This window comes from Pseudonocardia sp. D17 (assembly GCF_036984265.1).
Lineage (GTDB): Bacteria > Actinomycetota > Actinomycetes > Mycobacteriales > Pseudonocardiaceae > Pseudonocardia > Pseudonocardia benzenivorans.
Genome location: NZ_BPRG01000018.1, coordinates 1 through 14157, shown reverse-complemented (window position 1 = coordinate 14157; position 14157 = coordinate 1). Strand labels below are relative to the sequence as shown.

Sequence of the window (14157 nt, the reverse complement as noted above, 5' to 3'; positions counted from 1 at the left end):
CCTACACGTCTACGCCACGCCCCTCACCAGGGTCGGGTCGCACACCACCCTGGCGGACGCCACTTCAGCGCGGAGCGATTTGGACATGCCGTGCGATGCTGTGACGGGTCCGGATCGTACGAAGCTGAGCTGCCCCGCCCGCGGCGGGGGTTACGCGGGTTACCGCAATCCGTCACCCGCCAGGAGTTAACCGCTCGCTACTGATGTTCTCGGTAGCATCCGCCGGCCCGGCACGGTCGTCGCAAAGGCCCGGGGCAGGAGGGAGGGCAGACCGTTGGCCGGTCGCTGGCGCCACACCCTCCTCGTACTCGTCGTGATGGTCGTTGCGATCCTGGCGCACGCGGCGTCGCAGGACCCGGGCTTCGCGACGGGCCCGGCCGCAACGGCGCTCACGCCCGTCGCCGCGACCATTGGCGACCCTTCGGGACCGTTGGAAGCGCAGACGGGCGGCGACGATCGCTCCGTTGCGCCGACGTGTCCCCACGATGAGCGCTCGACGCACGACGACCCGGGCAGCGCGACACCGCGCCTGGTTTCGGGCATCGGCATGGTCTTGCTCCCGGCGGTGGGTCCCGCACCAGCCGTGTGCAGCCGGACCTCAGCCCTGCAGCGGCCGGATCGACCCACCTCGGTGAGTGGGACCGATCTGTGCACCGAACTCTGCGTCAGTCGGCGCTGACAGTTCACGCCCCGCGTCACCACACCTGCCGGTCGCCCGACGGCCGCCGTCCTCGCGGTGACGCGGCATTTCCGCGTCTGCATCCACTGCATCCACTGCATCCGCGCGCCCGAGCGCTCCGCCGGCTCGGGTCGTGATCTTCAGAATCGAGAATCGCGATGGCGCACCACCGATGGTCCCCCGTCCCCACCCGCAGTACCTCCGCTCACTTCCCCTCGGCATCCCGCAGCCGCCAGCGTGCGCTGTCCGTCGGCGCCGCGGCGGAACTCGCCTCCGCAGCCGTGTACGGCGGGGTCGCCATCGCGGACGTACCGGCAGTTGGTCCGACCTCGTGCGTGGCCCCGGCCGGGCCGGTCGCCTCGGACACAGTGGCCTGCACGCCGTGCACGACATCCGCCCGCGCGCGTGTGGATCTCGGCAGCCGCAACGCGGCTGATCAGCGGCGGCGCGGTGATCCGGGCGGTCACGTTTGTCGACGGCGACGCCCGGTCGACACCGACGCCGACCGGGATGTTCAAGGTCGAGTGGGAGGCCGAGAACTCCACCAGCCGCGAGTACAACTCGCCGATGCCGTACTCGGTGTTCTTCGCGCCGGGTGGAATCGGCGTCCACGAAGGCGGTCAGCGGACCCCCTCGGCGGGCTGCGTCAAGCTCGGGAGAGCGGACGCGCACGCGCTCTTCGCCGAGCTTCAGGTCGGCGACGAGGTGCAGGTCACATGCGGAACGCGAAGGCGTCGATCGGAGCCGTCGCCGCGCCTGCGCGGGTCGGACTCGTGATCTGGACTCCCCTGCGCGGAGGATTCGGCGGGGCGACCTTCCTGCTCAATGGCGGGCAACTACAACGCACGACCTATGCCGATCTCACCGCGTCGCTCGACGCCGCGCTCACCGGCGGCGGTTCGTGATCGCCATCCGCTCCGAGGGCATCTACTCGTCCGCCCACCAGCCGGTCGTGTCGTTCCCGCGGCTACTTCCGACCGTGCTGCTCGTCGGCGGCCTCATCGGGCTCGGGGCGTCCCTCGTGCTCACGGTGGAGCGGTTCAACCTCTACGCCGACCCCGACTACGTGCCCAGCATCGACTCGGTGCTGAGCTGCGGGTCCGTGATGGAGCCACCCTACGCGGCGTTGTTCGGCATCGTCGGGTTCACGGTGGTGACCACCACCGGCGCCGCGCTGGCCGCCGGGGCCCGGCTGAGCACCTGGTTCTGGGCGGGGCTGCAGACCGGGGTCAGCTTCGGCGCGGCGCTGGTTCACGGCCTGATCTACCTCAGCCTCTACCGCATCGGCGCGCTCTGCCCGTACTGGATGGTCGTCTGGGCGGTGACGATCACGGTGTTCTGGTACGTCACCCTGCGCAGCCTGGACCGCACCCGCGAAGACGCGCCGGCCGGCCCGGTGCTCGGGCTGCTCCTCCGCTACCACTCGGTGCCGATCGTGGTGTGGCTGATCGGTGTCGCGGTGCTGGTCATCGCGCGGTTTTGGCCGTACTGGTCCTCCCTTCCGAGGAACGGATGAGACGGCTACTGCTCCTCGCGGCGGCCGTGCTGCTGACGACCGGCTGCTCCGCCGCCGCACCGCGGGACGGCGCGACGCGCGGGGCCAGGGGAGTTCAACTTCGTCGCCCCGGGCGGTCGGGCACCCTTGACCTACCCACCCGAGAGCCGGCAGGGTGTCGGACCTCGCCGGACCGGATCTCGCGGCCCGGCTCGAACGCTCTCGTTGCGAGGCTTCGCCGGGAAGGTCGTCGTTCTCAACATCTGGGGTTCGTGGTGCGGCCCGTGCCGCGAGGAGGTCCCGGGCCCTGCCGGAGGTTCAGACCCGCGACGACGGGGCGAGGGTCCTGGGCATCGCAGTACGCGACGGCCAGGACGCCCGTGGGACTTCCTCCGCGACCGTGCCGTCGAGTATCCGTCGATCTTCGATCGTGCGGGGCGCACGCTGATGGCTCTGCGCGGGTTCCCTCCGAACGTCGTCCCCTCGATTGTGCTCGATCGCGCGCGACGCGTCGCCGGGGAGTTCCTCGCCGCGGTCTGGCCCAGCGAGCTGCTGCCGGTGGTCGAGCGGATCGCCGCGGAACCCCCGACCTCCGGAGCCGTGTCGTGACCGCCTCCCTGCACGCGCCGCCGCCCCGAACCTTCGCGGTCCGGATTGGCGGCATGACCTGCGCTGCCTGCGCGACCCGGGTCGAGCGCGGCCTCACCAAGATTGACGGCGTGGTCGCCACGGTCAACTACGCGACGGAACGGGCGCGCGTCAGCTGCCCGCGTGAGACCGATCCGCAGGCCGTGCTCGACGCGATCGAGCGAGCCGGGCATAAGGCCCGGCGTATCGACGACGCCGATCCGGGCGCCGGAGCCGGCGATGCCGATCGGGAGGCCCGCGACCTCCGCAGGCGGCTGGCGGTCGCCGCCGTGCTCGCGATTCCGCTCGCCGATTCAGTGGCGGTGTCGCTGTTCCCGGAGCTGCGCTTCCCGGGATGGGCGTGGGTGTGTCTGGGGCTGGCGGTGCCGTTGGCCGCATGGTGCGTGTGGCCGTTCCACCGGGCCGCGTGGCGCGGGCTGCGCCACTGCACCGCGTCGATGGACACCCTCGTCTCGATCGGCGTGCTGGCCGCGACCGGCTGGTCCTTCGGCCTGACGGCCGTGGCCGCTGCCGTCGAGCTGGCCCGGCGCACCCATCCGAACAACCGCAGGAACCTCGTCTGGGCGTTCGGCTACAACACCGCGGCGCTCCCGCTGGGCGCGGTCGGGCTGCTCAGCCCGCTGGTCCCGGGCGCGGCAATGGCGCTGTCGGTGTTCGTCGTGACCCACAGCCTGTCGCTGCAGGGGTTCCGGCCGTCGGTCCTGGCGAAGCCCCCGACCGGCACGACCCCCGCCCCGCCTGCCGTCGGCCGAGCGGCGGAGACCATCTGATGGTCGTCGCCGAATTCCTTAAACCAGCTCTCGCCGGGGGAAGCCGTGGCGGTCTTCGCGGGCATCCCCCTGGTGCTGTCCGGGCTCATCGCCGGCGTCGTGGTCCTGGTCGATCGTCGCCGCCGCCGTGCCACCGGCCGGCCCCGCCCCCGCGACGGCGAGGAGCTTTCCGAACCGGTCCTCGGCCATCCGGACGACCTCACACCTCCCGGCGACGGGAATTGACCGCCGCAGCGTGGCAACGCGGTGCAACGGCCCGACTCCGGGCGTTCGTCGTCGCGATCCCGGGCGCCGCCGCTGTGGCCTGCGCTTCAACCGAGTCGGTTGGGACATCCCACCATTCGTCCGTCGGGGGTCGGTGCGGCCGAGAGCGTCGCCGTCCGGATCGAACTGGGCGTCACGCCGCAGGCGGCGTCGATCCGCCAGGAGACTGTTCCCCTCGGGAGCGAGGTGGAACTCGTCGCCACGGGCATCCCACCGGGCGGAATGCATCTCCGGGGGTCCGAGGTCGACTCCGGCCCGGGTGAGCCCGCGACCCCTGCGCTTCCGGGCCGACGTCGCAGGGCGGTTCGTCGTCGAGTCCGACGAGAGCGGCCGGGCGGTCGTGCCTTCGCCGCATGGGATGCCGACAACAGCAGAGGCACACCGGGACAGGCCCTGAGCCCCGGCGTGCCTCCGTCGTGGCCACCGGAACGGCCCGGCGACCACCAAGAACCGAGGCACGGACCCCCCACGAGTCCGTGCCGGTCCCCGTCATCCGGTGAGAATCCTGATCGGGTGTCGATATCGCCCACCCTGTCGTCTCACCTGGAAGAGAACTCTGCCCGATTCCGACGCCGCTGACGATGGTGCACGCCCTACCGACAGAGGGGGCACGCCCCCGGTTCCCCGGGCGACTCATCCGACGACGAGTAGCCCGGTCAGGTACATGACCGCGAGGCCGACGACGTCCCCCACCGCGACCGGTGGGTCGACGATTCGGCCGGTCGCCTTGTCGCGCAGGGGTTCGGCCACCTGCACGACCACCAGCGCGATGGCGCCCACGCCGACGCTGAGCAGCGCCGCGGACAGGGTCGGGCTGTCGACCGCGACGCCGACGACGGCGCCCACGATCGCCGGCGCCCCCGCGAGCAGGCCGAGCCCGAGCAGGCGGAGCCATCCCGCCCGGTGCTCGACCAGCGGCGCGACGATCGCGAGCCCCTCGGTCGTGTTGTGCACGGCCAAGCCGATCACCAGCGCAGCGCCGACGGCCAGCTCACCCACCGCGAACGCCGAGCCGATGGCCAGGCCCTCACCGAGGTTGTGCAGGCCGATGCCGCCGGCCACGAGCGTTGCCAACCGCAGCGCCGCCCGCCGACCGCCTCGTTCCTGGGCGGGACGCCGCGCCCGGACCCACCGGTTGACGCCGTTGAGCACGACGAAGGTCGCGGCGGCGGTCAAGAACACCAGGGCCACCCCGCCGAACGGGCCACCGGCGCGGCCGGCCAGCTCGATCCCCTCGAGTGCGGCCTCGACGGCGATGAACCCGAGCAGGCCGATCGTGAACGCCAGCAGCAGCCGCGTCACGGTCGGCCCGGCGCGCCGCAGCAGCGGCAGGACGAACATCCCGAGCACCACCGGAAGGACCCCGACGTAGAGCCCGAGCAAGATCATCGTCTGCAGCGAGCCGACCACCGGCGGCGTCGCGACGGCCACCGGGACCTCGTGCTCGATCACGGCTCCGGTCGAGGTGAGCAGCGAGATCAGGTAGGGCTGGCCGCCGACCCACGGGTAGGCGATCGACAACGTGGCCGGCTGCAGTCGACCGATCGGCTGCTCGGCGCCGCGGAACTCGGTGAAGCTGTCGTTCACCGCGACCTGCGCGACGGCGACCGGGTCCGGCCCGGCACCCCGCACGGTCAGCTCGATCGTCCCCGGCGTGAACACCGTCCGTTCGACGACCAGCTCCTCCACCGGCGGCCCCGCGCGGTCGGGCAGCGTCGCACCGCCGAACAGCCCGACCACGGCCAGCACGGCGCCGATCACCGCCAGCAGCGCACCGCCGAGCAGCCACGACCGGGCCCGGGTGGGCTGCGTCTTGTCCTGCTCCCGCTCCAGCATCGACTACCTCGTCACCTCGAAGAAGCCCATCCAGCCGAGGTCGGCGAACTCGGTCTTGTGCGCGTGGAACATGAACCGCCCCGGCCGGGGGAACCGGATCTCGCAGATGCCGCGCTGGCCTTGGCCCTGCACCACGGTGTCGGTGTACTCCGAGGGCTCCAGGCGGGTACCGGTCGGGTAGTAGTCGAAGAAGTTCCCGTGCACGTGGAAGCTGTTGATCGGGTAGTACTCCAGGATGTTGACCAGGTAGATCCGCACGAGCTCGCCCGCGCGGACCCGGACCGGGTCGTTCATGTACGCGAACGGGATCCCGTTGAGCGCGTAGAGCTGGTTGCCCTGCCCGTCGAAGGTCGTGTTCCAGTCGTGCTGCACCATGACCAGCTCGTCGGCCGGGGGCCGGCCCTGCCGCGGGTCGACGAGGAACGTCCCGTACATGCCGCGCGCGATGTGCTCGGCCAGCGGCCCCACGTGGCAGTGATAGAGATGCAGGCCGAACGGCTCGGCGTCGAAGGTGTAGGTGAACTCCTCGCCCGGCGAGATGACGCCACGGCCCACCATCGGCACGCCATCCATCTCCGCCGGGTGGATGCCGTGGAAGTGCATGGTGTGCGGATGGGCCGAGTCGTTGACGAACCGCACCCGCAGCACGTCACCCTCGGTGCACCGCAACGTCGGGCCCGGAACGCGTCCGTTGAACGTCCATGCCGGGAAGCGGACGCCGGGCGCGACCTCGATCTCCTTGTCGCGGGCCACGATCGTCCACTCGCGCTGGGTCCGGCCGTCGGGCAGCGTCGAGACGGTCCCGCGGTCGAAGTCGCGCAGGACCGCAGTCGGGTCGAAGCCGTTGGCGGCGTGGTCGACGGCGCCGCCCGAGCGGAACGTCGCTCCGTTGATCCCGGAATGCCCCGGATGCGCCGCCGGCTGCCCCGATGTCGTACCGACGTCGGTCCCGGCGCTGTGCTCACCGTGGGCCGGCGGCGCCGACGCCGATGCCGACGTCAACCAGGGAACGGGCGCGAGCGTGGCGCCGACGACCCCCGGCGGCGCCGGCCAGGAAGCCACGGCGAGTCGTCACGCGACACTCGCCGGGGCGCGACGGTGCGCTGCAGAGCGGGGACGGTCCCGCTCAAGGTGCCGCATCGCGGCCCGGCCCAGTACGCATGAGCAGGCATTTTAGGCAGGCCTGTTACTAGTGAACAGGTAGCCAGGAGAAAAAAGTTCGGCTTGCCTCAAATTGAGACAACCACGACAGCAGGCTCTGGGCACTCGCTGCGTCCGCCCGGGCCGCACTCGCACGGGTCGGGACAGCCCCGCAAGTTCGGGGGACGGCACCCTGTCCCTCAAGCGACGCCGACTGGACCATCAGGGAGGCGATCTGTCCCCTTCTACCCCTTTGAGGAGACGCTCATGTGGAAGAGCCGCCCACTGCCCGAGGAACGTCACGCCCGTCGCCGACGGGACACACTCCGACACGCCGTCGAGACCAACGGGGTCGCGCCCGTCGTTGACGGCTGGATGTCAACGCCCCAGGGCGCCGACGCAAGCATCGACTGGGCGTCGGCCCTCCGCTGTCTCCCCTCCTCCGGACACGATGTCGGCGGCACGACTCACCACTCCGTCCGACCGATCGATAACGAGCCTCGGATGTCACCGCCTCGGGCGCGAGCCACTCATGGACCTCCGTCCACAGCAGCATGAGCACCTCTGCGATGCGCCCTGACGACGCCGGGCGAGCAGCAGGCCGACGGGGTCAGCAGCGCCCGGGTAGACGGCGTCGTACCAGCTCACCACGAGTGGAGCCGGCCGACCGCGGACCTCGATACGACCAGATGGCCCTCGAAGACGCCGCGGACGTCGGGCCACGAAGGCGACGGTGGCTGTACCGCCTGCGGGGACCAGATCACCAGCAGATGGGGACGCGAGGCGGCCCGGCCACGTGATCAGGGGCCGCGAGGGACAACTCCTGCCCGGCGACCCACATTTCACAGGTGGCGAGACCCCAACCAAGACCCCATACCATCTAGCGACTGGACGACTGCGCAGCTTCGCCAGTTTGGTCACTAGATTTCGTCCCGGCAATCGCGGATGATTCGTTCACTTCGCGCTTGCGGTTGCGGATCGTCCATGCCATGACGCTGACCAAGAGGGCTGGCCCTGTCGCGCCGGTCAGGATGGTCGTCGAGCGAGGTATCCCGGCCGTAACGGCGGTTCCTGTCGAAGGCTGGGAATATACCAGCGCAACCGGCCCGGAGAGACGCTCCACCAGCATGCGCGCGCTCTCGATGACGGAGTCCAGCGCAACCTCGGCGGCTCGCGGGTCGGGGGCTACGGAAGTCAGCTGAATCAGCGTAGTGCCGGAAATGGCAGTTGCTCTAATGGTGAGAGTCTCGGGCGGGATTGCGGCGGCGACAGACGCCGGACCCAGCCATTGTGGTTCGGTCAGAATCGCGGTCGCTACAGCCGTCGCCCGCTCGCTCGTGAGGGACTCCCAGGCGCTCGGGACCAGTTCCGCCGCGGTATCAGCACTCGGAACGAGAACGACCTGGGCGGTGGCTCGGTACGACGGAGTACCGGATCCCAGAATTAAGCCTGTCGCGACGGTCGCGATCGCTATTGCTGTCGATAGCATGATCGCGATCCGGCGCCTCCGAATCCGGACGACTCGTCGAGTTGGTTTCTCGACACTGATTGCGAATGTCGTGTCGATGTCGACCATGTTCTCATGGTACAATTCGGTAAGTAATCGCTACGCTCAGCATTGGCAAGAAGCAGGTTAGAACTCGGCAGCCCCGTCGAGGGGAAGCCGACACGGGCATCCGGTGCCGAGCAGAGTCCTGGCCGAGGCGTGACATAATTGGGGGCGACAGCGTCGGCTTCAATTCTGCCAGCTCGCGCGGCGAGTCAGAGATCACCGTTGTGTTGCCAGGTTGTGTATTGCGCGATGAGAGGACGGGGCGAGATGGCGCCTAGCCCTGGCTGCCGGCAGACCGCAGGGGTAGTGCGGCTGCAGCGTGGTCGGCCCCGGTCGGCTAACCACAGCCTGTGCTAGCGGGCGGCGACGTGCGAGTCTGCCAGGCAGCGCCGCTGCTGGAAAACGTCCGGTCTCAGCACTGCCCGCACTCGTCTGGCTGTGGTCGCCGCCACCGGTACCGATCGCGCTTTCGCCGAAGCTACCTCGCGGACCCTCATTCCCAAGTGCCCATCGTCTCGGTTGGGCTGACGTCGCGGCCATCAGAGCCTGAGCGACGACGACACTTGTCGTCCAATTCCCTTTGTCCACCGCCGCGGTCTGATGAATGACGCTGAGCACGCTCTCCTGGCTCTGCGTCGGCTCGGTAAACGACTGCTTGTCCTTGCCGTCGTCCTTGGTTTGGTGGGAGTCGGCGGGGTGATCACGTTCGTGGGGGTGTGGTTCTTGATGACGCCAGTCAGCGCACCTGGCGGGTGTATGCCGGATCCGGGCGAGGTACCGATTGACGCCGCCGGGCCCAGCAATCTGACCTCCGAGCAACGCGACAACGCAGCAGTCATCGTCGCGACCGGTCGCGAACTTGCCATACCTGAGCGAGGGCTGTGGGTCGCCCTCGCCACCGCCCTACAGGAATCTGGGCTCCGCAATCTCGACTACGGTGATCGCGACTCACTCGGGTTGTTCCAGCAGCGGCCGTCGCAGGGCTGGGGCACTCCCGACCAGGTCCGGCAGCCGCGATACGCCGCGACCCAGTTCTTCGAACGATTAATTGTGGTACCGGGATGGACCGAGATGCCGTTGTGGCAGGCTGCACAGACCGTGCAGCGCTCGGCGTTTCCGACCGCCTACGCCAAATGGGAACAGACAGCGGCCGATCTGCTGGCCGAGGTGGGCGCCCCCGGCAGCCGATTCGGTACCTCGCGGGCCAGCAGCTGTAGCGGCGGCGCCGGCTCGCCGGTTGCCGGGAGCCCGGCCCCGTTCACGGGGGGCAGCAGCGGATGTGTCGAGGACGATCCGACGACCAACGGTTGTGTCACGACCGCGACGAGATATGCACTCGAGCAGGCCGAGCGTGCGTTCGGCGGCCTTCGCCGCGGGTCGCTCATTCGCTCGACCGGCTGCCACGCCCAGCGGCCAGCCAACCCGACCAGTGACCACCCACTCGGCAAGGGCTGCGACTTCTTCCCCGGCGACGCCGGCCGTTTCGCCAAGGGCGGCGACCTCGACAATGGCTGGCGGGCGGCCGAGTGGTTCCGCACTAACGCCGAAGCCTTGCAGGTCTCCTACGTGATCTGGCAGGGCCGCATCTGGACCCCCGGTGTCGCCGACCGCGCCGGCTGGGGACAGCCCTATACCGGCGGTGGAGTCTACGACCCCAGCGACCCCGTGGGCGGGCACTACGATCACCTTCACGTCAGTTTTGCTCGATGAGCAGATCAACAGATGAGATGATCGACCACTCGAGGGCGGCCGAGGCCAGGTCGGGGTTGCGACCGCGGCTCTCCAACGCTGCGCCCTGCTCGTGGTGGCTGGGCTGTGGGCCGGCCGAGTCGGGAAGACCGCGGTGGCGGGCCAGAACGACACCCGCCGGCGGCAATCAGGGCCAAGGTCGCGGCGTCCCCTACCAGACTTGAGGAGTCGCCCACACCTCATGTGAGGCCAGCATAAGAGTGCAGCCCGGCCACCACCATGTTGATGAAGAACAGGTTGAAGAGCACGGCAGCCAGGCCGACGATGTTGATCCAGGCGGCCCGCATGTGTCGCCAGCTGACCGTCGCCCGAGCATGGAGGTAGGCCGCGTAGACCACCCAGGCGACGAATGCGACCGTCTCCTTGGGGTCCCAACCCCAGAACCGGCCCCACGCCGCCTCGGCCCAGATCGCTCCCGCCATCACTGCGAAGGTGTACAGGGGGAAGCCCACCGCGGTGGTGCGGTAGGCGACACGATCAAGGGTCTCCGACGACGGCAGCCTTTTGGCGAGACTGGCCGGTTTCCCGAGTCGCTTGATCAGATAGAGGATGCTCGCGACCCCCGGGACGATGAACAGCCCGGTTGCGAGCGTCACCGTCGTGACGTGGACCGTCAGCCAGTAGGACTGCAGTGCGGGGACGACGGGCGCGGCCTGGGCGTACAGCACTGTCCCGGCCAGGAACATCAGGATCAACACGGGGGCCAGCACGAACACGCCGAGCTGGCGCAGCCCGGGGGTGCGTTCCGCGGTCCGATGCAGGACGATCAGCCACGCGACCATCGCGGCCAGGGCGATCGCGGAGGTGAACTCGTACATGTTGCCGAGCGGCCACCGCGCGGTGGCGAGACCGCGCAGCACGATCGAGCCCGCATGCAGCAGGACAGCCACGATCGTCAATGACACGGCCATCCGACCGAACCGGTCCACGCGGGATCGCGACGTTCTCGAGCTCGGCCTGCGAAGCGGGAGCTCCACGCTGTCGCCGAGCACGCCCGTCCTGCGCGTGCTGCGGGGACCAACGGCGGCGGTGCCCGGGACGTTCTCGTTCTCGGCGACCGTCTCACGCTCCCGTGCCTGGCCCGAGACATACTCGAGGGCATAGAACGCCATGGCGAGCAAGTAGACCGTGAGCGCTCCCATGAACAGAAGGTCGCTGTATTCGCTGAGCATCGGATCGATGGGCATCAGTTTCCACCGTTCTGTGTTGGCGCTGCTGGTGGTGTTGTTCGCTCGAGCAGGTCCGCCCGCAGGCGTTCGAACTCCTCGCCCCACCCCGCCCGGTCGGTCCGGGCCAGCCCGCCGAGCTCGACGTGGCTGCGCGCCCTGCCGTCCGGCCCTCCGCCGGCGGGCACCACGCGCACCCAGAACCGCCGTCGCTTGACCGACAGCGACAGCCAGAGCCCAACGAGCGCCAGAATCGCGAACACCAGCACCGTCGTCTGGCCGGGGTCGTGGCTGACCTGTAGTGCCACCCACTGGGTGACGCCGTCGAAGCGGACCCGGGTTCTGTCGTCGAGCGTGATTTCCTGGCCTGGGACGATGTTCTCCCGCGCGACCCGGACCAGTTCGCCGGAGTCGACCTTCGACTGGTCGATGGCGAAGATCGACTGGCCGCGGCCGTCGTCGAGGCCGAGGTTGCCGCGCATGATGTCGATTGCCGCCTCGGGGGCGAGCAGGTCAGGGAACGTGGACGTGACGGCCGGGCCGCCCGAGCTCGTCGGTGCGAACAGGCCCGTGATCGCGATTGAGCTCTGCAGCCGGATGGCGTCGTCGGCGATGCCGGGGCGCTCGAATTTGGTTGCGCCCTGGGACAGGTAGGTGGTGGTATTCACCGGCTGCCACTGGATCTCCCCGGTGCGCTGTTGCCCGTCTGGCCAAGTCACCGTGAAGCGCGGGGCGTAACCGTGGTTGAGCAGGTAGACGCGCTCGCTGTCGAGGCGCAGCGGGTGATTGACCGAGAGGGTGTCCGGGCGCCAGGTCGCGGTGTCGCCGGAGAGAACGTCTTCGGAGGTCTGGTAGCCGAGTTCCGCGGTGTATTGCTCGGGCTGGCCGTTGGGCAGGTAGTCGGTGGTGAACGAGTTGACCCTGAGGCAGAAGGGAGCGAGGTCGGTGCCGTCGACGCGTAGGCCGGACCGGAAGGTGTCGTAGCCAAGGATCGAGGTGTTGCAGAACTGGCTGCCGTTTGCCAGCACGATCACTTGGCCCTCGTAGCCGAACAGCTTCCCGACGGCGATGCCGACGAGTAGCCCGACCAGGCTGACGTGGAAGATGAGGTTCCCGGTCTCGCGTAGGAAGCCGCGCTCGGCCGAGACGCTGCGGCCCGCCCCCTCGGCGACCCCCGTCCGCTCGGTCCGCCGCCAGCCCTTCAGCTGCGCCCGGACTTGCTCCAGGAATTCCTCCGGGGTGCCGTTGACCGTGCCCTCGGCGTGGTGCGGCAGGCGGGCCAGGTTCCGCGGGGTGGCGACGGGCCGCTGCCGCATCGCGCGCAGGTACTCCAGAGACCGAGGGGCCAGGCAGCCAACGAGCGAGATCATCAGCAGCAGGTAGATCGCGGCGAACCAGGGCGTCGCGAAGATCTCGAAGGCGCCGACCTTGTCCAGCAACGGCGCGAGCCGCGGGTAGTCGGCGAAATACTGGTCGACGAGCTGCTGGTTCAGCGACCGCTGGGGAAAAAGCGCGCCTGGCAGCGCGGCCAGCGCCAGCAGGAACAGCAGCACCAGCGCGGTGCGCATGCTGGTGAGGCTGCGCCAGCTGTTGCGCAGCAGGGCAAGGATGGTGCGGCCGCCGGCAGGCCGGCCCGGTCGGGTCGGCGGCGGGGCGGGCGGCGCGGTCGGCATGCTCATGAAGCGCTCACAGGGGGGCGACCCGGCGACGGCGACTCGAAACCACGCCAGCAGGTTCGCCCGCAGCCCGTCGATCGCCGGGTCCCTCCCGCAGCCAGGAGCGAGCCTCGACCCCGACCGACCTCCTGATCGAGCCCCGCCGAGCCGGGTGTCGTACCGCCGGGTTGCCGCGAGACATGTTCGACTCCACCATCGGCCCGCTACCGGCGACGTCTCGGCGCAGCGGTGCCACGACCGGGCGTCGGGCCACGACCCGGCGAACTACGTCCCGCCGGCGAACCACCACCCCGTTGGCCTCAATCATGATGTCGGTCAGGCCGGCAGGCCACGCTCAGCGCGCTCCTCGGAGCCCTTGACCACTTGCACTTGATCGCCGATCTCGAGGTCGTCGTACCAGGCTTCTGCGTCGGAGGGCTCGAGGCGGATACAGCCGGCCGAGGATCGCGCGGGGTCACCTGCATGGAAGGCGATACCACCGTCTTCGAAGAAGACTGCCCACGGCATGGGGGCAGGATCACCGTTCGGCAGGCGGAACTCTTGACTCTTGTGATCCTTGTCCTTTCGGTAGACCCGCAGAGAATGGCCGATCGGTGTCTCCCGTCCGTTGCCGCCCGACGCCACCCGGATAGGGCCGCGGGTCACCTTGCCCTCTCGAATGAGCCAGGCCTGCTGGGTTTCGAGGTCGACGCACGACCTCGCCGAGATCGAGCACGGCGTGCCAGGCGTCAACGGTTGGGCGTGCGCTGCCTCGGCGGCGGACGTCCCGGCGAAGGCCTGGCCCGCCAGGCCGACGCTCGCCACAACCATCAGGGCCACGCTTGTGGTCAACAGTGTCCTCCGCTTGAGGAGCATCGCTCTCCTGCGAGCTGCGGGCTCACGGCTGCGGCAACAGACCGTGAGCGACGTGTTTCGTGCTCCGCCGAGTATCTACTATCTAGGTCCGTAGAGCTTAGACGGGGCTCGGATGGGGCCTCGCCAGGTCCGGAAGAGGACGGAGGGCCGTGCGCCGACGGTGTGCGTAGATCGATTGCACCGGCAGTCGTCAGCGACTCGTACGGATCGCCGTGGTGAGTCCCCCGGGCTGCGCAAGATGCGCCGCCGCGGACACAGGCCCCGTGTCCGTGGCCATGAAAAAGTCCCCGCTGGTGGCCAGGTGCAGGTCCTCGCGGGTGGCCGTGT

The 14157-nt window shown here is 69.5% G+C and carries 12 protein-coding genes and 1 pseudogene; 6 read left to right on the top strand and 7 right to left on the bottom strand.

What is annotated here, in order from left to right:
* Window positions 1-736 precede the first annotated feature (736 nt).
* The 5 genes and pseudogenes from PSD17_RS02810 (at window position 737) to PSD17_RS02790 (ending at window position 3592) form a co-directional block, all read left to right on the top strand.
* A complete protein-coding gene (locus PSD17_RS02810; protein WP_339121337.1) occupies window positions 737-1456 on the top strand; it encodes a L,D-transpeptidase in 720 nt (239 codons plus the stop codon).
* The gene (locus PSD17_RS02805; RefSeq protein ID WP_339121336.1) at window positions 1453-1584 is read left to right on the top strand and encodes a hypothetical protein; all 132 of its coding nucleotides are present in this window, start codon (window positions 1453-1455) and stop codon (window positions 1582-1584) included. The genes PSD17_RS02810 and PSD17_RS02805 overlap by 4 nt, the downstream gene beginning before the upstream one ends.
* Complete coding sequence (locus tag PSD17_RS02800; protein ID WP_339121335.1) at window positions 1581-2195, top strand: vitamin K epoxide reductase family protein; 615 nt, start codon at window positions 1581-1583, stop codon at window positions 2193-2195. Before PSD17_RS02805 ends, PSD17_RS02800 begins: the two co-directional genes overlap by 4 nt.
* Window positions 2196-2321: 126 nt before the next feature.
* Window positions 2322-2435 (top strand): annotated as a pseudogene (locus PSD17_RS02795) (hypothetical protein); the annotation flags it as partial.
* A 344-nt stretch (window positions 2436-2779) separates the two neighbouring features.
* Complete coding sequence (locus PSD17_RS02790; protein ID WP_339121333.1) at window positions 2780-3592, top strand: cation transporter; 813 nt, start codon at window positions 2780-2782, stop codon at window positions 3590-3592.
* Between the two features lie 18 nt (window positions 3593-3610).
* On the opposite strand, the gene PSD17_RS02785 is transcribed toward PSD17_RS02790, so the two are convergent.
* From PSD17_RS02785 to PSD17_RS02770, 4 genes are all read right to left on the bottom strand, one after another.
* The gene (locus PSD17_RS02785) at window positions 3611-3781 is read right to left on the bottom strand and encodes a hypothetical protein (RefSeq protein ID WP_339121331.1); all 171 of its coding nucleotides are present in this window, start codon (window positions 3779-3781) and stop codon (window positions 3611-3613) included.
* Between the two features lie 708 nt (window positions 3782-4489).
* Window positions 4490-5692: a ZIP family metal transporter gene (locus PSD17_RS02780; protein WP_339121330.1), complete on the bottom strand. Its 1203-nt coding sequence runs from the start codon at window positions 5690-5692 to the stop codon at window positions 4490-4492.
* Between the two features lie 3 nt (window positions 5693-5695).
* Complete coding sequence (locus PSD17_RS02775) at window positions 5696-6754, bottom strand: multicopper oxidase domain-containing protein (RefSeq protein WP_339121328.1); 1059 nt, start codon at window positions 6752-6754, stop codon at window positions 5696-5698.
* Between the two features lie 958 nt (window positions 6755-7712).
* On the bottom strand, window positions 7713-8408 hold the full coding sequence (locus PSD17_RS02770) for a hypothetical protein (RefSeq protein ID WP_339121327.1): 696 nt from the start codon (window positions 8406-8408) through the stop codon (window positions 7713-7715).
* Between the two features lie 672 nt (window positions 8409-9080).
* On the opposite strand from PSD17_RS02770, the gene PSD17_RS02765 reads away from it, so the two are divergent.
* Window positions 9081-10094, top strand: a complete 1014-nt coding sequence (locus tag PSD17_RS02765) for a hypothetical protein (protein WP_339121325.1) — start codon at window positions 9081-9083, stop codon at window positions 10092-10094.
* A gap of 218 nt (window positions 10095-10312) precedes the next feature.
* Here the strand turns inward: PSD17_RS02765 and ccsB are convergent, their stop codons facing one another.
* The 3 genes from ccsB to PSD17_RS02750 form a co-directional block, all read right to left on the bottom strand.
* A complete protein-coding gene (ccsB, locus tag PSD17_RS02760; RefSeq protein WP_339121324.1) occupies window positions 10313-11320 on the bottom strand; it encodes a c-type cytochrome biogenesis protein CcsB in 1008 nt (335 codons plus the stop codon).
* A complete protein-coding gene (gene resB / locus PSD17_RS02755; protein ID WP_445260984.1) occupies window positions 11320-12978 on the bottom strand; it encodes a cytochrome c biogenesis protein ResB in 1659 nt (552 codons plus the stop codon). Before resB ends, ccsB begins: the two co-directional genes overlap by 1 nt.
* Before the next feature lie 312 nt (window positions 12979-13290).
* The gene (locus tag PSD17_RS02750) at window positions 13291-13830 is read right to left on the bottom strand and encodes a L,D-transpeptidase (RefSeq protein WP_339121322.1); all 540 of its coding nucleotides are present in this window, start codon (window positions 13828-13830) and stop codon (window positions 13291-13293) included.
* Window positions 13831-14157 lie beyond the last annotated feature (327 nt).

Coding starts and splice junctions, on each gene's coding strand:
- resB (WP_445260984.1), bottom strand. CDS start 12,978: ATGAGCATGCCGACCGCGCCGCCCGCCCCGCCGCCGACCCGACCGGGC.
- ccsB (WP_339121324.1), bottom strand. CDS start 11,320: ATGCCCATCGATCCGATGCTCAGCGAATACAGCGACCTTCTGTTCATG.
- PSD17_RS02780 (WP_339121330.1), bottom strand. CDS start 5,692: ATGCTGGAGCGGGAGCAGGACAAGACGCAGCCCACCCGGGCCCGGTCG.
- PSD17_RS02785 (WP_339121331.1), bottom strand. CDS start 3,781: ATGGCCGAGGACCGGTTCGGAAAGCTCCTCGCCGTCGCGGGGGCGGGG.
- PSD17_RS02750 (WP_339121322.1), bottom strand. CDS start 13,830: ATGCTCCTCAAGCGGAGGACACTGTTGACCACAAGCGTGGCCCTGATG.
- PSD17_RS02770 (WP_339121327.1), bottom strand. CDS start 8,408: ATGGTCGACATCGACACGACATTCGCAATCAGTGTCGAGAAACCAACT.